Consider the following 14,502-nt stretch of genomic DNA (forward strand, 5'->3'; position numbering starts at 1 on the left):
TAACACTCGCTCAAAGGAATACACATGGAATGGCTGACCAACCCTGAAATCTGGGTTGCCTTCTTTACCCTGACCGCCCTGGAAATCGTCCTGGGTATCGATAACATCATCATGATTTCGATCCTGGTCAGCCGCATGCCCAAACACATGCAGCAACGCACCCGGATCTTCGGCCTGGCGCTGGCCATGGTCACGCGGATCCTGTTGTTGCTGTCGATCACATGGGTCATGCGCCTCACCGCCGACCTGTTCGAAATGTTCGGCCAGGGTATTTCCGGGCGAGACCTGATCCTGTTCTTCGGTGGTCTGTTCCTGCTGTGGAAGAGCTCGCAAGAGATGTACCACGCACTGGAAGGCGAGGATGAGACCCACGAGGAACCGACCGCCAAGGGTGGCAGCTTCCTGTACACCATCATCCAGATTGCGATTATCGACATCGTGTTCTCCCTGGATTCGGTGATCACCGCCGTGGGTATGGTTTCCCATGTGCCGGTCATGGTCGCTGCGATCATCGTCGCCGTACTGGTGATGATGCTGGCGGCTGGCACCATCAGCGAATTCATCGACAAGCACCCGTCGCTGAAAATGCTGGCGCTGTCGTTCCTGTTGCTGGTCGGTACCGTGTTGATTGCCGAGTCCTTCGAAGTGCATTTGCCAAAAGGCTACGTCTACTTCGCCATGGCGTTCTCGCTGGCGGTGGAAGCGATCAACATCAAGATGCGCACCGCGATTGCGAAAAAACGCAAACAGCAAGATCCGGTGAAACTGCGCAAGGACATTCCGGGGCAGTAACCCGAACCTGTGCACTGGCTGGTGTCAGTCAGTGCACAAAACCTGTGGGAGCGAGCTTGCTCGCGATAGCGGCCTGTCAGTCAACATCAACGTTGAATGTGACGGCCTCATCGCGAGCAGGCTCGCTCCCACATTTTTTTGCTCAGTATTTAGCCAGGCGGATCGAGGTTATCCAGCACTCGATTCACCGCCAACTCCCCCAACATGATGTTTTGCTGAATCCCCAGCAGGGTGTTGCGGTGTGTGCCTTCCATTCGTGCGGCGAGATCACTGGCCATGACACTGGCCGACGCCAACGATTCGCAGGCGTGAGCGAGCAGGGTTTCGTTGTCGACCTTGGGGTCTATGAAGAAGATCGTGCTGGGTTTGCGCGGTGGGAAGTCGTGAGCGACCGGATCGGTGTCCGGTGGGTTGGGCGTAACTTTGAACATATGCTGATTTACTCCTGAGTGGAGCCGCTTACCGATCTCTACTACAAGAAGGGTGGCGGCCATGCGCAGGTTAGTAGACCGGGGAGAATCAGCATTGCCGGCGCGCCGAAGCGCCCTGCGCACAGCCACCATCAAGCTCAGATAAAACTGACTGACAGCGCTTCTGCACCTTACTGAAAACACCTCAGGCTACTAAACCCGACCACTGATAAGCAGTGGCAGGCAAACGATAGAAGCCAAGGCAAAGGCGCACAAGCCGGCGGATTCTGGCGTAGCCGTAGGCAACGACGCAAGGTGTTGTAGCCTCCGAGAAGTAACGCCGGGTATCTTTAAACACGCACTGCAAAAACGCGTGAATCACATCAAAACAGCCGACTGCTTTTTTTCCAAAGGTTGACGCACCGAGCTCTGGTGGTTAGCGTCCCTCGCTCGCTTCAACCGACAATGACAAGGAATGCATATGTCAGGAAAACCGGCTGCACGCCTCACGGACCCCACCACCTGTCCCCTCCCCGGCCACGGCACCAACCCGATTGCCAGCGGTTCTCCCGACGTCTTTTTCAACGGCCTTGCTGCCGCTCGGGTCAGCGACACATGCACCTGCGGCCAGGTCTTGAACGGCGGATTCTCTTCAACCGTGTTCATCAACGGTCTGAACGCCATGACGCTTGATAGCACCACCAGCCATGGCGGCGTGGTGATCGGCGGCTCCGGCGACGTCATCATCGGCAGCTCTCATACCCCCACGCCATTCATTCCGCCCCTGCCGATCATTGGTCAGCCCTTGGTCGAGTTCAAAGCCGTCAGCGCCGGCAACGGCGAGCCGATTGCCCAACAGGACTACGAAATCGAAACCGCCGAAGGCCGCATCGTCAAAGGCCAGACCAACGCTGAGGGCATGACCCAAAGCGTCGCTACCCTACAGCCCGACCTCGCCGTAGTCCGCTGGACTGTTGACGCCTCAAGGAAGAATTAAATGACTGGACAATGCATCGCACCAGACGACCTGGACATGAAGAAACTCTGGGACAGCACCTGCGAACTCCCCGCCTGCCAGCGCGAAACTACCAAGGCCGGCCCCAACCCGAAAACCCGCGTCGAAGTGCCATTGCTGACCTGTAACTGCCTGTGGCGCAGGTTTCAGAAAGAAGCCGAAGAATGGGTCGCACCGGGCGGCGTGTTGATTGCCGACCCGCAAGTGCGCAACCGCAAGATCAACGCGGCCTACGCACAGTTGTGGCTGGCGGATAACCGGTTTCAATGGGCGGGGTTGGCGGCGTTTGCTTCGAAGCAGGTGGGGTGTGGGTTGATTCATGCCACCAAGTTGCAAACGGCTATTGCGGCGCAGAAGGCGGCGCAGGAGAAATTGCGGACGGGGAAGTCGGAAACCCTTTTCGAAGGGTTTGGGTTCAAGCTCAGCAAGACTGATCCAGAAATCGAGAAAGAGTTAGCGAACGCCAAAGCGGCCAATCCTCTTCCTACTGAAGATATTACGTTCGGCGACAACTCTCGTTCCGCTGTTCAGCAGCAGTTGGACTACGTGTATGAAATGCTGGCCCTCGGTAATACCTCGCTGTTTCTGGATGTTTATCCGCTGCATCGGTTTTTTATGGTGCGAGGCTTCAAAGAAATGCAAGCCTGCCTTCCTCAGCGCAACAAGCTTAAAAATGAAGTCTTCTGGCCTATCGCCGACAAAGTGGAGTTTGGTGCCCTTCACGCTGAAGTGAGCGATACGTTTCGATCGATCGATGAGGGAAAGATTGCTAAAAGCGTCGAATTCATGGCCCGTCACGAACAGCTGAACATTCTGCAACCAGCCATGTACGACAACTCACACTTCGCTTTGCTGATGCGCGGTACTCATGCTGGTGATGTTGTGTCTGTGGTTACAGGAATATTGTCTGGTGCCGCAGAAGAAATTCAATTGACATTGGCAAGTCAATGCAAAGCCCCAGACGGTCGAAAAGTGGCCTTTGGTAGTAACCCATTGGCCAATTTGGCTGACAAAGATCAACGCATGGAATTTGTGCTACGAGCGGCGACCCAATTCGATATGCTTCTAAAGAGTCCAGCCTCACGAGCGCAACTCAAACAATCCATCACAGAAATCTCCCAAGGTGGGGGAATTCGATGATGCGTTTTTTCAATAGGGTCGTGCTGATAAGTCTCTGCACAATTTTTGTAGGCACTTGTATCGCCTATTTCAACTGGGGCCCAGAAATTCTGAGTGTCCATATTGGAAAAACCTACGAGGACACCGTTGCTGACTCTACATTTTCGGTAAGCGCCAATACGGCTGTTTATCCTAGCGACCCACCACACCCTAGCTCTACTTGGATATCCGAGCCGGTGATCATCCAGTTTGATGATCCTGAGCATGGCTTTACACTGCCCGCTACCAAGTTTGGTGCAATTGGATTTGATGAAGGAAAAGTCTCGACTATGACGACTTCTCCGATGCTTGAAACGTTGCCGTTCGACCAATTGATTGTGGTGCTCGATCAGTTACAGAGCCAGCTAAAAAATGCTGGTTGGGCACCGTGGAATGCCGAAAGAAATCCTTGGATTGAAACCGTGACCGAGGATGATAAAAGAGAGCTTCAGGCTGAGTTGTTTGACCACGTGGTGGTGACCGTACTTTTGATACCCCACAAATACAGTCTTGCGCTTAACGTCAAATGCTACGCTCGCTGTGATGAGCGCGACCCGAAAACGGCGAAGTATCTGATTGATGTCAGTGTCGGTTCGGATTACTACAACGAATGAAGAGTCGCTCCAGAAGGCGGCGTCGGTTTTTGCAAAGAGCAGCATTTTTTATGCTGTTCATTTGTCTGACTTCCTTTCACCACCCGGTTGATTTTTTGAACGTTTATATCGGGAAGTCATACAGAGAAGTCGCACGAGACTCGACATTCCCTGTTCATGGCAACACGGCAATTTATCCTGGGGATTTTAACGACGCTAAAGATCCACCTCATCCAAGTTCAACCTGGATCAGCAGTCCTGTTGTAATCCGGTTTGATGATCCCGAGCATGGCTTCACCTTGCCACCAACCAAATTTGGTGCCGTGACGTACAACAAGAGCAAAGTTGCAACCCTTACCACATCTCCAATGCTAGAGACTTTGACATTTGAGGAGCTCATGCCCCTTCTAGACAAAATGCAGACCATGTTGAAAGAAGCAGGTTGGACACTGCGAGACACCAGTTATCATGCTTGGCTGGTAACAACAAATGAAACTGAAAGAAATTCGCTTCAAAGTAAATTGTTCGATCAGGTTGTTATTGTGATGCTACTTATACCTCACAAGTACAGTCTTGCGCTTAACGTCAAATGCTACGCCCGCTGTGATGAGAGAGACCCGAAAACGGCGAAGTATCTGATTGATGTCAGTGTCGGTTCGGATTACTACAGCGAATGAAGAGTCGCTCCAGACGAGGCTGCTGCGCAGCCCAGCGGGAGCAAGCTCCCTCGCCACAGGTTTTGTGTTCGCGCACCTTTTCAATTGAGTGGCTGAGACCTTCGGGTCCCTTTTTCATTTCTGCATGAACCTGTTTTCATGACAGTTTTGTTTCAAACACTTCTTTAGCTATGCGATGCTGGCGCCCAGACCGTTAGCCAACTACAGCTTAAGTACAGAACGTAGAACGTCACGCGGCACCGTCAATTTGCCCCTTTGGGGCGCTACCACCACAGGGGGCCTGCATGCTCACCCTGCTCAATTTGTTATCTGCCGTGGCCTTGTTGATCTGGGGCACGCACATCGTCCGAACCGGCATCCTGCGGGTCTACGGTTCCAATTTGCGCCATGTGATCGGCCAGAACATGTCCAAACGCTGGCTGGCGTTCATCTCGGGGATCGTCGTCACCGCGATGGTTCAGAGCAGCAACGCCACCGCCATGCTGGTCACCTCTTTCGTCGGTCAGGGCCTGATGGCGTTGACTCCCGCTCTCGCGACCATGCTCGGCGCGGATGTCGGGACCGCGCTGATGGCACGGGTGCTGACGCTCGATTTGTCATGGCTGTCGCCGCTGCTGATCTTTCTTGGGGTGATTTTCTTCCTGTCCCGCAAGCAGACCCGACTGGGTCAGATGGGCCGCGTCAGCATCGGCCTCGGGCTGATCATTCTGGCGCTGCAACTGATCGTCGAATCCGCCGCGCCGATTACCCAGGCGCAGGGCGTGAAGGTGATTTTCGCCTCGTTGACCGGTGACATCCTGCTTGATGCCCTGGTGGGCGCGTTGTTCGCGATGATTTCCTACTCCAGCCTGGCCGCCGTCCTGCTGACCGCGACCCTGGCGGGCGCCGGCGTGATCAGTCTGCCGGTGGCCATCGGCCTGGTGATCGGTGCCAACATCGGCAGCGGCGTCCTCGCTTTCCTCAGCACCAGCATGCAAAACGCCGCCGGTCGGCAGGTGGCGCTCGGCAGCCTGCTGTACAAACTGATCGGCCTGCTGCTGATCATTCCGGTGCTGGACCCGTTGGTGCACTGGATCGACAGCCTCGACTTCAGCCCTCAGGAAATGGTCATCGGCTTTCACCTGCTCTACAACACCGCGCGCTGTCTGATCCTGTTGCCCAGCGTCGGCCCGATGGCCAGGCTCTGCGCGTGGCTGCTGCCGGAGCGGCCGGAGCTCAACGGCATGGCGAAACCCCGGCACCTCGACCCGACAGCGCTGGTCACCCCCAGCCTGGCACTGGCCAACGCTGTGCGAGAAACCCTGCGCATGGGCGATCTGCTCGACAACATGCTCGAAGCGATGCTCGACGTGCTGCGCGGGAATCAATCCGCCATCACCCAGGAAATGCGCAAACTGACGGATGATGTCGAAGCGCTCTACAGCGCGATCAAGCTCTATCTGGCGCAAATGCCCCGCGAAGACTTGAGCGAGCAAGACAGCCGGCGCTGGGCGGAAATCATCGAACTGGCGATCAACCTCAAGCTCGCCAGTGACCTGATCGAACGCATGCTGCGCAAGGTGCAGCAGCAGAAAACCTCGCAGCGCCGGTCTTTTTCCGAGGTCGGGCTGGAAGAATTGGCCGGGTTGCACAGCCAGTTGATCTCCAACCTGCGTCTAGGGTTGTCGGTATTCCTCAGCGCCGACAAGGAAAGCGCCCGCCAGTTACTGCGTGAGAAACGTCGCTTCCGCGCACAGGAACGCCGCCTGGCCCATGCTCACGTCAGCCGGTTGCAACGTAAGATCGTGCAGAGTATCGAGACCAGTTCACTGCACCTGGAGCTGATCGCCGACATGAAGCGCTTGAATTCGCTGTTCTGCAGCAGCGCTTATGTGGTGCTGGAAACGTCGGACACTGGTGCACTCGCGGTCGACGATATGGCTGACATCACGCATTCGCCTTGAACGTCTGGCGGTGTGGTCAGTCAGTAACATTGGTTCCGGTTCAAGATCATCGCAAGCAGGCTCGCTCCCACAGTGGTTTGCGGTGCCAACAAAACCACTGTGGGAGCGAGCCTGCTTGCGATGGCTGCCTGGAAAGCGACACGGATCTCCGATTGGTTGCCTGGAAGCTTGCTATGCGTTGTCTGTTGTTCGTCTGTCTATTGCTTGGCTCATTTCCTTCGTTTGCCCTGGATCGCTTTCAGGTCGAGGGCTATACGCTGCCCAACGGCCTGCAATTGCTGCTTAAACCCGGCACCGAGCGCGGGCATGTGGCGATCCGTCTGGTGGTCGGCGTTGGGCTGGATGATTTCAGCTGCGCCGACAAGGAGCTGCCGCATCTGCTTGAGCACTTGCTGTTCAGCGGCATCGATGCCACTGGCGAAGGTGGCCTGGAAGAGCGGATGCAGGCCTTGGGCGGTGAGTGGAACGCGTTCACCAGCAACGCCGACACCACGTTCGTCATCGAAGCCCCGGCGAAAAACCAGCGCAAGGTACTCGACCTGCTGCTGGCGCTGCTGACGCAGACCCGAATCGACGACAACGCCATTAACGCGGCCAAACAAGTGGTCGAGCGCGAAGACGGTGGCCATTACTCTCATTTGCAGCGATGGCTGGACCGTCAGGACCTGGGCCACACCGCGAGCAATCAGCTGGCGGTGGAACTGGGCCTCAAATGCCCCGAGCGGGCCGAGGTCGATCACCTGACCCGCGAGCAACTCGAGGCGGTGCGCAAGGCCTGGTACGCGCCCAACAACATGACGCTGATCGTGGTCGGAGAGCTCGACAAGCTGTTGCCGGCGTTTCTGGAACGCTCGTATGGCGCACTTGAAGCCGTCGACCCCAGCGATCACCTGCCCTTGCCGGAAATCCAGGCCAGCGCAACCCATGAGCGCACGCTGAGCAACGGCTTTGTCGGCGGTGGTGCCAAGTTGCACTGGCTGGTGCCGGAACCGGTGCTAGAGGATCAGCACGACGAAACCTTCGACCTGCTCAAGGATTATCTGGACTGGGCGCTCTATCGCCAATTACGCCTGTCCCACGGTTTGTCCTACGGTCCCTCGGCCGAGCGCGAGGTGTTTGGCGGAGTGGGCTTCATGAGCCTGAACGCGGACCTTGAACGCGACGACGTGCCTGAAGCCGAACAGGTGCTGGAGGATTTGAAGGCCGGTTTGCTCAAGGACGGTCTCAACGCAGACACCTTCAACCGCCTCAAACAGGCCGTCATCGCCCGACAGGCCTGGGCCGTGCAAGGCAACAGCGCGCTGGCCGATTATTACTGGAGCGCGCTTGGGGACTACCAGGACGGGCGCTTCGCCGACCCGGTCAGGGAACTGCAAAGCGTGACGCTAGCGGAAGCGAACAAGGCCATGCGTGAGTTGCTCATGCAGCCGGGGTATCTGCGGATCGAGAAGCCGCTGATGAGTTATGACCAGTTGATGTGGGCGATGGCCGGGGTGTTTGGCCTTGTCGTGTTGATGCTGCTGGGCTGGCGCTTGCACCGAAAAGCGCCACCAACCGTGTAATTGGATGGACTCGCCCAAGCCGAGGCGTCAATGCGCCACGGTGGCAGTCTAAACAGCCAACGACAGCGAGGGCGAGTCCATGAAAAAGCATACTTCGGTTGATCAATCCCTGTCTTCTTCCGATTTGTCGGCCTGCACAACCGTAGCGGTCGATCTGGCCAAGCAGGTCTTTCAGGTCGCCGGGGAGGATGTCCTCGGCCAGGTGCACTACGAGCAGCGGATCAAGTCGCGCGAGGCGTTTTATGCGTTTCTCCGCCAGTTGCCGCCTCATGTCGTGGTTCTGATGGAGACCGGTCCGGGTGCTCAAGCCTGGGCCCGGCAGCTGCAAGACCAAGGCAATCTGGCGCGGATTCTTCCAGCCCGTTTGGTGGCCACACATCGCAGCGGGCCTAAAAATGATCGCAACGATGCGCTGGCGATTCTGCGGGCTGGTCGCGATGAAAAGATCTACGCAGTGCCGGTCAAAAGCGTTGCGGCGCTGGCAATGCAGGCGTTGCATCGCGCCCGCCAGGGCTATGTGCGTCGACGCACGGCGGTGAGCAATCAGATGCGCGGCCTGCTGCTCGAGCATGGCGTGGCCTTGGCGCAGGGCGATGTTGCGATCAGCCAGAAAATTCCGCGGGTACTGGAAGATGCCACCCAGCCGGTGCCGGGCGTGCTGCGTGAACTGATCGACGAACTGTTGGCCGAGTGGCGCCATTTGGGCGAACGCATCAGCGTGCTGACGGGGCGCCTGGAAGTGGCCGCCAACGCCGACATGACGGCGAAGCGACTGATGACTGTGCGCGGCATCGGCCCAGTCACTGCCACGGCACTGGTGGCCAAGGAAACCAAGCCTGAGCGATTTCCCAATGCCCGCAAGTTTGCCGCGTACTTTGGCATGGTGCCTGACCAGCACAGCAGCGGGCAGACGGTCCGGCTGGGGGACATGACCAAGCGAGGCGATGTTTATTTACGCAGCCTGATGATCCAGGGAGCCCATGCCGTGCTGCAACAACTACGACCTGATTCCCAGCAACCCGATGACCGCCGCTTGTTGCGCTGGATGAGCCGACTGGGCCGTAAGGAGGCTGCGGTCAGGTTGGCCAACCGCAACCTGCGAATCGTCTGGGTGCTTCTACAGAATGACCAGACTTATCGTCGCCAGGCGGGTGATGGCCAGCAAGCGACGATGAGCCACTGAGCGACAGAGTTCTGCCACCGAGGTACTAACTGTCCGGCCCTTTGCTGAAAAAAAATTGACCCCAGGTAAGACCGGCGTGGATTGATGCCTAAGCTGCTACTGGCCTTCGAGGCCTGACTGTAATCGGCATACCACGAGCTCTTCCAATTTTGGCCAGAAGCCGAAGACGGCTTCCTCGAATAGGCCTAATACATAGATGCAACGGGGCGGCGGTTTTTCAAAAGCGGGTAGACAGTGGGGGCGAGTCCATACATAGCAGCTGGCGTAGCCTGCGTTCGACTGCGAAGCAGTCGCCAATTCGTTTTGTCACATGCACCTGATACACCGCGGTGAATGGTTTGGCGACTGCTGCGCAGCCGAACGCAGGCTACGCCAGCTGCAGGGTTTTATGATCGGATTGCGGACCTCGCCACACCGCTCCACGGGCGGTACTCTGTCGAGGATTTTCCCCACGACTATTGTGAACCGCCGAATGCCTACTCTGACCCTGTACGTCCAGCGCATCCTGGAATTGATGAAGCGCTATCCAGGGGTCATTGCGCTTGGTGGTTTTATCTCCGGGGTCGGCAGCTTCATTCTGGTGGATCGTCAACAGGGCCTGGCGACCTGGATCACCATCATCATGGTGCTCAGCTGGATCTGGCTGATGCTGGAAAACAGCCTCACCAAGTTATTCGCCAGGCTTTTCAAGCGCGAAATCCCCCAGCCTTTGCTGCGTTACGCCACGCAGATGATCCACCAGGAAAGCCTTTTTTTCGTCCTGCCGTTCTTTTTCATCACCACGACCTGGAACAGCGCCCAGTTGTTCTTCACCGGGTTGCTGAGCATGGCGGCGCTGATTTCCATCATCGACCCGCTCTACTACAAATGGCTGGCGCCGCGGCGCTGGGCGTTCCTGGCGTTACATACGCTGACCTTGTTCGCGGCGCTGCTGACCGCCCTGCCCGTCATCCTACACCTGACCACCTCCCAGAGCTTCAAACTGGCGCTGGGCACGGCCGTTGTCCTGTCGTTCCCGAGCCTGGCGTCGATCTTCCCGATCCGCACGGTGCGCAACGCGTTGGCGATCCTGAGTATCACCGTCGGCATCGGCGGCGTGGGTTGGGTGCTGCGCTCATGGGTGCCGCCTGCAACGCTGTGGATGACCGATGTGGCGATCAGCACTCAGCTGCAGGACCGCACGCCAGGCAAAAGCCTGGAAGAAGTCAGCGCCGAGCAGATCCGTGGCGACGGCCTGTACGCCTACACCGCGATCAACGCTCCACGCGGTCTGGACGAACGGATTTATCACGTGTGGACGTTCAACGGCAAAGAGGTCGATCGCATCCCGCTGGACATCCACGGCGGGCGCAAGGAAGGCTACAGGGCCTGGACCCACAAGCAGAACTTCCCCGGTAACCCTGCGGGTAAGTGGCAGGTCCGGGTGCTCACCGAAGACGGCCAGTTGATCGGTGTGTTGCGCTTCAAAATCACGGACAGCACACCGATCAAAGAAAAGTAATCCGGTTCGTGCTATTACGTAGATCTGCGCAAATAGCCGAACAAGCACGGAGCTTATGACCAGCAGCACAATGGCCGGTAATGCCCAGCTAGACGCCTCTCACTCACCCGCACAACTGCGGGTCACGGGTGACTGGACGCTCGCCCATTACGCCGATCTCAAAGACCTGAGCGAAAAACTCCGCGACCAATACGACGACAGCACGCACATCGACCTCAATGGCCTCGGTGCGCTCGACACTGCCGGTGCGTCGCTGCTGGTCGAATTGCTTGGGTCCGAGCGTTTGGGCCGATCCGCCGAACATCCCGATTGCAAGCTGTCCTCTGCCGACCGCGCCTTGTTGCAGACGGTCTATTGCTCGCTCAGCGACTTTTGTGTGCCGATCAAGGAACCGGAAATCAGCGTCGGCATTCAGCTGCTGACCCGCATCGGTCGCGCGGTCGATACGGTCTGGCAGGACACCCTGCAACTGTTGGGCTTTGTCGGTCTGATCCTCGAAACCATCGCTCGCGGGTTGTTTCGCCCCAAGCGCTGGCGCATCACACCAATGGTTGCGCACATCGAACAGACCGGCCTCGACGCCGCGCCCATCGTGGCCCTGCTGACCTTTCTGGTCGGCGCCGTAGTGGCGTTTCTCGGCGCGACGGTGTTGGCGAGTTTCGGTGCGAGTATTTTTACCGTGGACCTGGTGGCGTTCTCCTTCCTGCGTGAGTTCGGTGTGTTGCTGACCGCGATCCTGATGGCCGGGCGTACGGCGAGTGCGTTCACCGCGCAGATCGGCTCGATGAAAGCCAACGAAGAAATCGACGCGATCCGCACGTTGGGCCTCGATCCGATGGAGTTGCTGGTGGTGCCGCGGGTGTTGGCGTTGCTCGTGGCGCTGCCGATGCTGACCTTTCTGGCGATGCTCTCGGGGATTATCGGCGGCGGCGTGGTGTGCGCGGTGTCGCTGGATATTTCGCCCGCTATGTTCCTGTCGCTGCTGCAAACCGATATTGGCGTTCAGCACTTTCTGGTGGGGATCGTCAAAGCGCCGATCTTCGCCTTCCTGATCGCCGCGATCGGTTGCCTCGAAGGCTTCAAGGTCAGTGGCAGCGCCGAATCCGTTGGCGCGCACACCACGTCGAGCGTGGTGCAGTCGATTTTCGTGGTGATCGTGCTCGACGCCGTGGCCGCGCTGTTTTTCATGGAGATGGGCTGGTGAGTCGTCTACCCCGAGCGCCCTCCGAGGCGGTGATCGAAGTCCGTGGGCTGTGCAATCGCTTCGGCAGCCAGAGCGTGCACGAGAACCTCGATCTCGATTTGTACAAAGGTGAAATCCTCGCCGTGGTGGGCGGTTCCGGCAGCGGCAAATCGGTGCTGCTGCGCAGCATCGTCGGCTTGCGCCAGCCCAGCGAAGGGATGGTCAAGGTCTTCGGCAAGAACCTGCCGACGCTGTCCGAACACGAGCGCTCGATGGTCGAACGGCGCTTCGGCGTGCTGTTCCAGAAAGGCGCCCTGTTCTCTTCGCTGACCGTGACCGAGAACGTCGCCCTGCCCTTGATCGAACACGCCGGGCTGAGCCGTGAAGACGCCGAGCACCTGGCGGCGGTGAAACTGGCCTTGGCCGGGCTGCCGCTGTCGGCGGCGGACAAATACCCGGCTTCGCTGTCCGGCGGCATGATCAAGCGTGCGGCGCTGGCCCGCGCCTTGGCGCTTGACCCGGACATCCTGTTCCTCGACGAACCCACTGCCGGCCTCGATCCGATTGGCGCCGCGGCCTTCGATCAATTGATCCTGACACTTCGCGATGCCTTGGGCCTGAGTGTGTTTCTGGTGACCCACGACCTCGACACGCTCTACACCATCACCGACCGGGTGGCGGTGCTGGCGCAGAAGAAAGTGCTGGTGGCGGATGCCATCGACAAAGTCTCGGAAACCGACGATGCGTGGATTCACGAATACTTCCATGGCCCTCGCGGCCGCGCGGCACTGACGGCCGCTCAACAGTTGAACGAGGTCTGACATGGAAACCCGAGCCCATCATGTATTGATCGGCCTGTTCACCGTGATTGTGGTGGCAGGCGCCCTGCTCTTCGGTCTGTGGCTGGCCAAGTCCAGCGTCGACACCGAATTCAAGGATTACGAAGTCGTCTTCAATGAGGCGGTTAGCGGCTTGTCCAAGGGCAGCGCGGTGCAATACAGCGGGATCAAAGTCGGCGACGTCGTGACGTTGCGCCTGGACCCGAAAGACCCGCGCCGGGTGTTGGCGCGAATTCGCCTGGGCGGCGATACACCGATCAAGGAAGACACCCGGGCCATATTGGCACTGACCGGGATCACTGGCACTTCGATCATCCAGCTCAGCGGCGGTACGCCGCAAAGTCCGAACCTCAAGGGCAAGGACGGCCATCTGCCGGTGATTATCGCGTCGCCCTCGCCCATCGCCCGACTGCTGAACGACAGCGGCGACCTGATGGCTGGCGTGAACACGCTGATGCATAACGCCAACCTGATGTTTTCCACGGATAACGTCGAGCGCATCAGCAAGACACTGGAACACTTGGAACAAACCACTGGCACCATCGCCGACCAGCGCGGCGATATTCGTCAGGCGATGCAGCAACTGGCGTCGGTCGGCAAGCAGGCTGGCGCCATGCTGGAGCAGACGTCGGCGTTGATGCGTAACGCCAACGGCCTGCTCAACGATCAGGGCAAGCAGATGTTCGGCAGCGCCGAGCAGGCGATGAAATCGCTGGAGCAAAGCAGCGCGACCATCAACAAGTTGCTCACGACCAATCAGGATTCTCTGAACAGCGGCATGCAGGGCCTCAATGGCCTGGCGCCGGCGGTGCGTGAACTGCGCGATACCCTGACGTCGTTACGGGCCATTTCCCAACGCCTGGAAGCCAACCCCAGCGGTTACTTGCTGGGCAATGACAAGAACAAGGAGTTCACGCCATGAAGCTTGCGCACCTCGCCCTCCTCGCCAGCTTCACGTTGGTCAGCTCTTGCTCGATCTTGCCCAAGTCCGAGCCGTCGGATGTCTATCGTTTGCCATCGGCCCAGAGCAGCGTATCGGCCAATCCCGGCGCACCACAACGCTGGTCGCTGCGCCTGACCAAACCTCAGGCCAGCGAAGCGTTGAACAGCCCGAAAATTGCCGTGATCCCGCAAGGAGACCTGATCAGCAGCTACACCGCCTCGCGCTGGAGCGATCCGGCGCCGGTGTTGCTGCGCAATCGGCTGCTGGATGGTTTCCAGCGGGACGGTCGGGTGCCGTTGCTGAGCACGGATGACAGCAACTTCCAGGCAGACCTGGAGTTGGGCGGAAGCCTGCAGGCGTTCCAGACGGAGTACCAAGGCACCGCTGCGAGCGTGGTCGTGCGGCTGGATGCGTTGCTGGTGCGCGGGTATGACCAGCGCATCCTCGCCAGCCGACGCTTTGAAGTGCGTCAGCCATTGAACGATGTGAAGGTGCCGGCGGTGGTAGCCGGGTTTGGCCAGGCCAATGATCAGTTGACGGCGCAGGTGGTGCGTTGGGCGGTTGAGCAAGGCCAGAAAGTCGCCCCGCCTCCTCGCCCTTGAAGCCAACCATGATCCCTGTGGGAGCGGGCTTGCCCGCGATGGCGTAGTGTCAAACAACATTTATGCTGAAGGATAAATCGCTATCGCGGGCAAGCCCGCTC

General features: G+C 58.5%; 14 protein-coding genes. 13 read left to right on the top strand and 1 reads right to left on the bottom strand.

Annotated elements, in window-relative coordinates; translation table 11 throughout:
• Window positions 1-24 precede the first annotated feature (24 nt).
• Window positions 25-792 (top strand): TerC family protein, encoded by a 768-nt coding sequence (locus tag ACYZT6_RS27490; protein WP_131059072.1) that lies wholly within the window; start codon window positions 25-27, stop codon window positions 790-792.
• A gap of 149 nt (window positions 793-941) precedes the next feature.
• Here the strand turns inward: ACYZT6_RS27490 and ACYZT6_RS27495 are convergent, their stop codons facing one another.
• Window positions 942-1,223, bottom strand: coding sequence for a DUF6124 family protein (locus ACYZT6_RS27495; RefSeq protein ID WP_462029388.1), 282 nt, complete (start codon window positions 1,221-1,223; stop codon window positions 942-944).
• A gap of 460 nt (window positions 1,224-1,683) precedes the next feature.
• Between ACYZT6_RS27495 and ACYZT6_RS27500 the strand changes: the two genes are divergently transcribed.
• From ACYZT6_RS27500 to ACYZT6_RS27555, 12 genes are all read left to right on the top strand, one after another.
• Window positions 1,684-2,199: a PAAR domain-containing protein gene (locus ACYZT6_RS27500; protein ID WP_462029389.1), complete on the top strand. Its 516-nt coding sequence runs from the start codon at window positions 1,684-1,686 to the stop codon at window positions 2,197-2,199.
• Window positions 2,200-3,357, top strand: coding sequence for a DUF2515 family protein (locus ACYZT6_RS27505; protein WP_462029390.1), 1,158 nt, complete (start codon window positions 2,200-2,202; stop codon window positions 3,355-3,357).
• The gene (locus ACYZT6_RS27510) at window positions 3,354-3,989 is read left to right on the top strand and encodes a hypothetical protein (RefSeq protein WP_462029391.1); all 636 of its coding nucleotides are present in this window, start codon (window positions 3,354-3,356) and stop codon (window positions 3,987-3,989) included. The genes ACYZT6_RS27505 and ACYZT6_RS27510 overlap by 4 nt, the downstream gene beginning before the upstream one ends.
• Window positions 3,986-4,645 carry a hypothetical protein gene (locus tag ACYZT6_RS27515; protein WP_462029392.1) on the top strand — a complete coding sequence of 220 codons (660 nt, stop codon included), beginning with the start codon at window positions 3,986-3,988 and terminating at the stop codon, window positions 4,643-4,645. Before ACYZT6_RS27510 ends, ACYZT6_RS27515 begins: the two co-directional genes overlap by 4 nt.
• A gap of 284 nt (window positions 4,646-4,929) precedes the next feature.
• Entirely contained in the window at window positions 4,930-6,588 is a 1,659-nt protein-coding gene (locus ACYZT6_RS27520; RefSeq protein WP_462029393.1) for a Na/Pi cotransporter family protein, read from the top strand.
• A gap of 173 nt (window positions 6,589-6,761) precedes the next feature.
• Window positions 6,762-8,150, top strand: a complete 1,389-nt coding sequence (locus ACYZT6_RS27525) for a M16 family metallopeptidase (RefSeq protein ID WP_462029394.1) — start codon at window positions 6,762-6,764, stop codon at window positions 8,148-8,150.
• 124 nt (window positions 8,151-8,274) lie between these two features.
• Entirely contained in the window at window positions 8,275-9,333 is a 1,059-nt protein-coding gene (locus ACYZT6_RS27530; protein WP_462029945.1) for an IS110 family RNA-guided transposase, read from the top strand.
• Window positions 9,334-9,805: 472 nt separating this feature from the next.
• Window positions 9,806-10,834 carry a DUF5924 family protein gene (locus tag ACYZT6_RS27535; protein WP_462029395.1) on the top strand — a complete coding sequence of 343 codons (1,029 nt, stop codon included), beginning with the start codon at window positions 9,806-9,808 and terminating at the stop codon, window positions 10,832-10,834.
• A 55-nt stretch (window positions 10,835-10,889) separates the two neighbouring features.
• The gene (locus tag ACYZT6_RS27540; RefSeq protein ID WP_462029396.1) at window positions 10,890-12,038 is read left to right on the top strand and encodes an ABC transporter permease; all 1,149 of its coding nucleotides are present in this window, start codon (window positions 10,890-10,892) and stop codon (window positions 12,036-12,038) included.
• Complete coding sequence (locus tag ACYZT6_RS27545) at window positions 12,035-12,838, top strand: ABC transporter ATP-binding protein (RefSeq protein WP_462029397.1); 804 nt, start codon at window positions 12,035-12,037, stop codon at window positions 12,836-12,838. Before ACYZT6_RS27540 ends, ACYZT6_RS27545 begins: the two co-directional genes overlap by 4 nt.
• Before the next feature lies 1 nt (window position 12,839).
• Window positions 12,840-13,778 carry an MlaD family protein gene (locus tag ACYZT6_RS27550; RefSeq protein WP_462029398.1) on the top strand — a complete coding sequence of 313 codons (939 nt, stop codon included), beginning with the start codon at window positions 12,840-12,842 and terminating at the stop codon, window positions 13,776-13,778.
• Window positions 13,775-14,401 carry an ABC-type transport auxiliary lipoprotein family protein gene (locus tag ACYZT6_RS27555; RefSeq protein WP_462029399.1) on the top strand — a complete coding sequence of 209 codons (627 nt, stop codon included), beginning with the start codon at window positions 13,775-13,777 and terminating at the stop codon, window positions 14,399-14,401. Before ACYZT6_RS27550 ends, ACYZT6_RS27555 begins: the two co-directional genes overlap by 4 nt.
• Window positions 14,402-14,502 lie beyond the last annotated feature (101 nt).

Source organism: Pseudomonas sp. RT6P73 (assembly GCF_054897715.1).

Bases quoted from the DNA above. Each gene is read 5' to 3' on its own strand.
- ACYZT6_RS27490 (WP_131059072.1), top strand. From the start codon at position 25: ATGGAATGGCTGACCAACCCTGAAATCTGGGTTGCCTTCTTTACCCTG.
- ACYZT6_RS27495 (WP_462029388.1), bottom strand. From the start codon at position 1,223: ATGTTCAAAGTTACGCCCAACCCACCGGACACCGATCCGGTCGCTCAC.
- ACYZT6_RS27500 (WP_462029389.1), top strand. From the start codon at position 1,684: ATGTCAGGAAAACCGGCTGCACGCCTCACGGACCCCACCACCTGTCCC.
- ACYZT6_RS27505 (WP_462029390.1), top strand. From the start codon at position 2,200: ATGACTGGACAATGCATCGCACCAGACGACCTGGACATGAAGAAACTC.
- ACYZT6_RS27510 (WP_462029391.1), top strand. From the start codon at position 3,354: ATGATGCGTTTTTTCAATAGGGTCGTGCTGATAAGTCTCTGCACAATT.
- ACYZT6_RS27515 (WP_462029392.1), top strand. From the start codon at position 3,986: ATGAAGAGTCGCTCCAGAAGGCGGCGTCGGTTTTTGCAAAGAGCAGCA.
- ACYZT6_RS27520 (WP_462029393.1), top strand. From the start codon at position 4,930: ATGCTCACCCTGCTCAATTTGTTATCTGCCGTGGCCTTGTTGATCTGG.
- ACYZT6_RS27525 (WP_462029394.1), top strand. From the start codon at position 6,762: ATGCGTTGTCTGTTGTTCGTCTGTCTATTGCTTGGCTCATTTCCTTCG.
- ACYZT6_RS27535 (WP_462029395.1), top strand. From the start codon at position 9,806: ATGCCTACTCTGACCCTGTACGTCCAGCGCATCCTGGAATTGATGAAG.
- ACYZT6_RS27540 (WP_462029396.1), top strand. From the start codon at position 10,890: ATGACCAGCAGCACAATGGCCGGTAATGCCCAGCTAGACGCCTCTCAC.
- ACYZT6_RS27550 (WP_462029398.1), top strand. From the start codon at position 12,840: ATGGAAACCCGAGCCCATCATGTATTGATCGGCCTGTTCACCGTGATT.
- ACYZT6_RS27555 (WP_462029399.1), top strand. From the start codon at position 13,775: ATGAAGCTTGCGCACCTCGCCCTCCTCGCCAGCTTCACGTTGGTCAGC.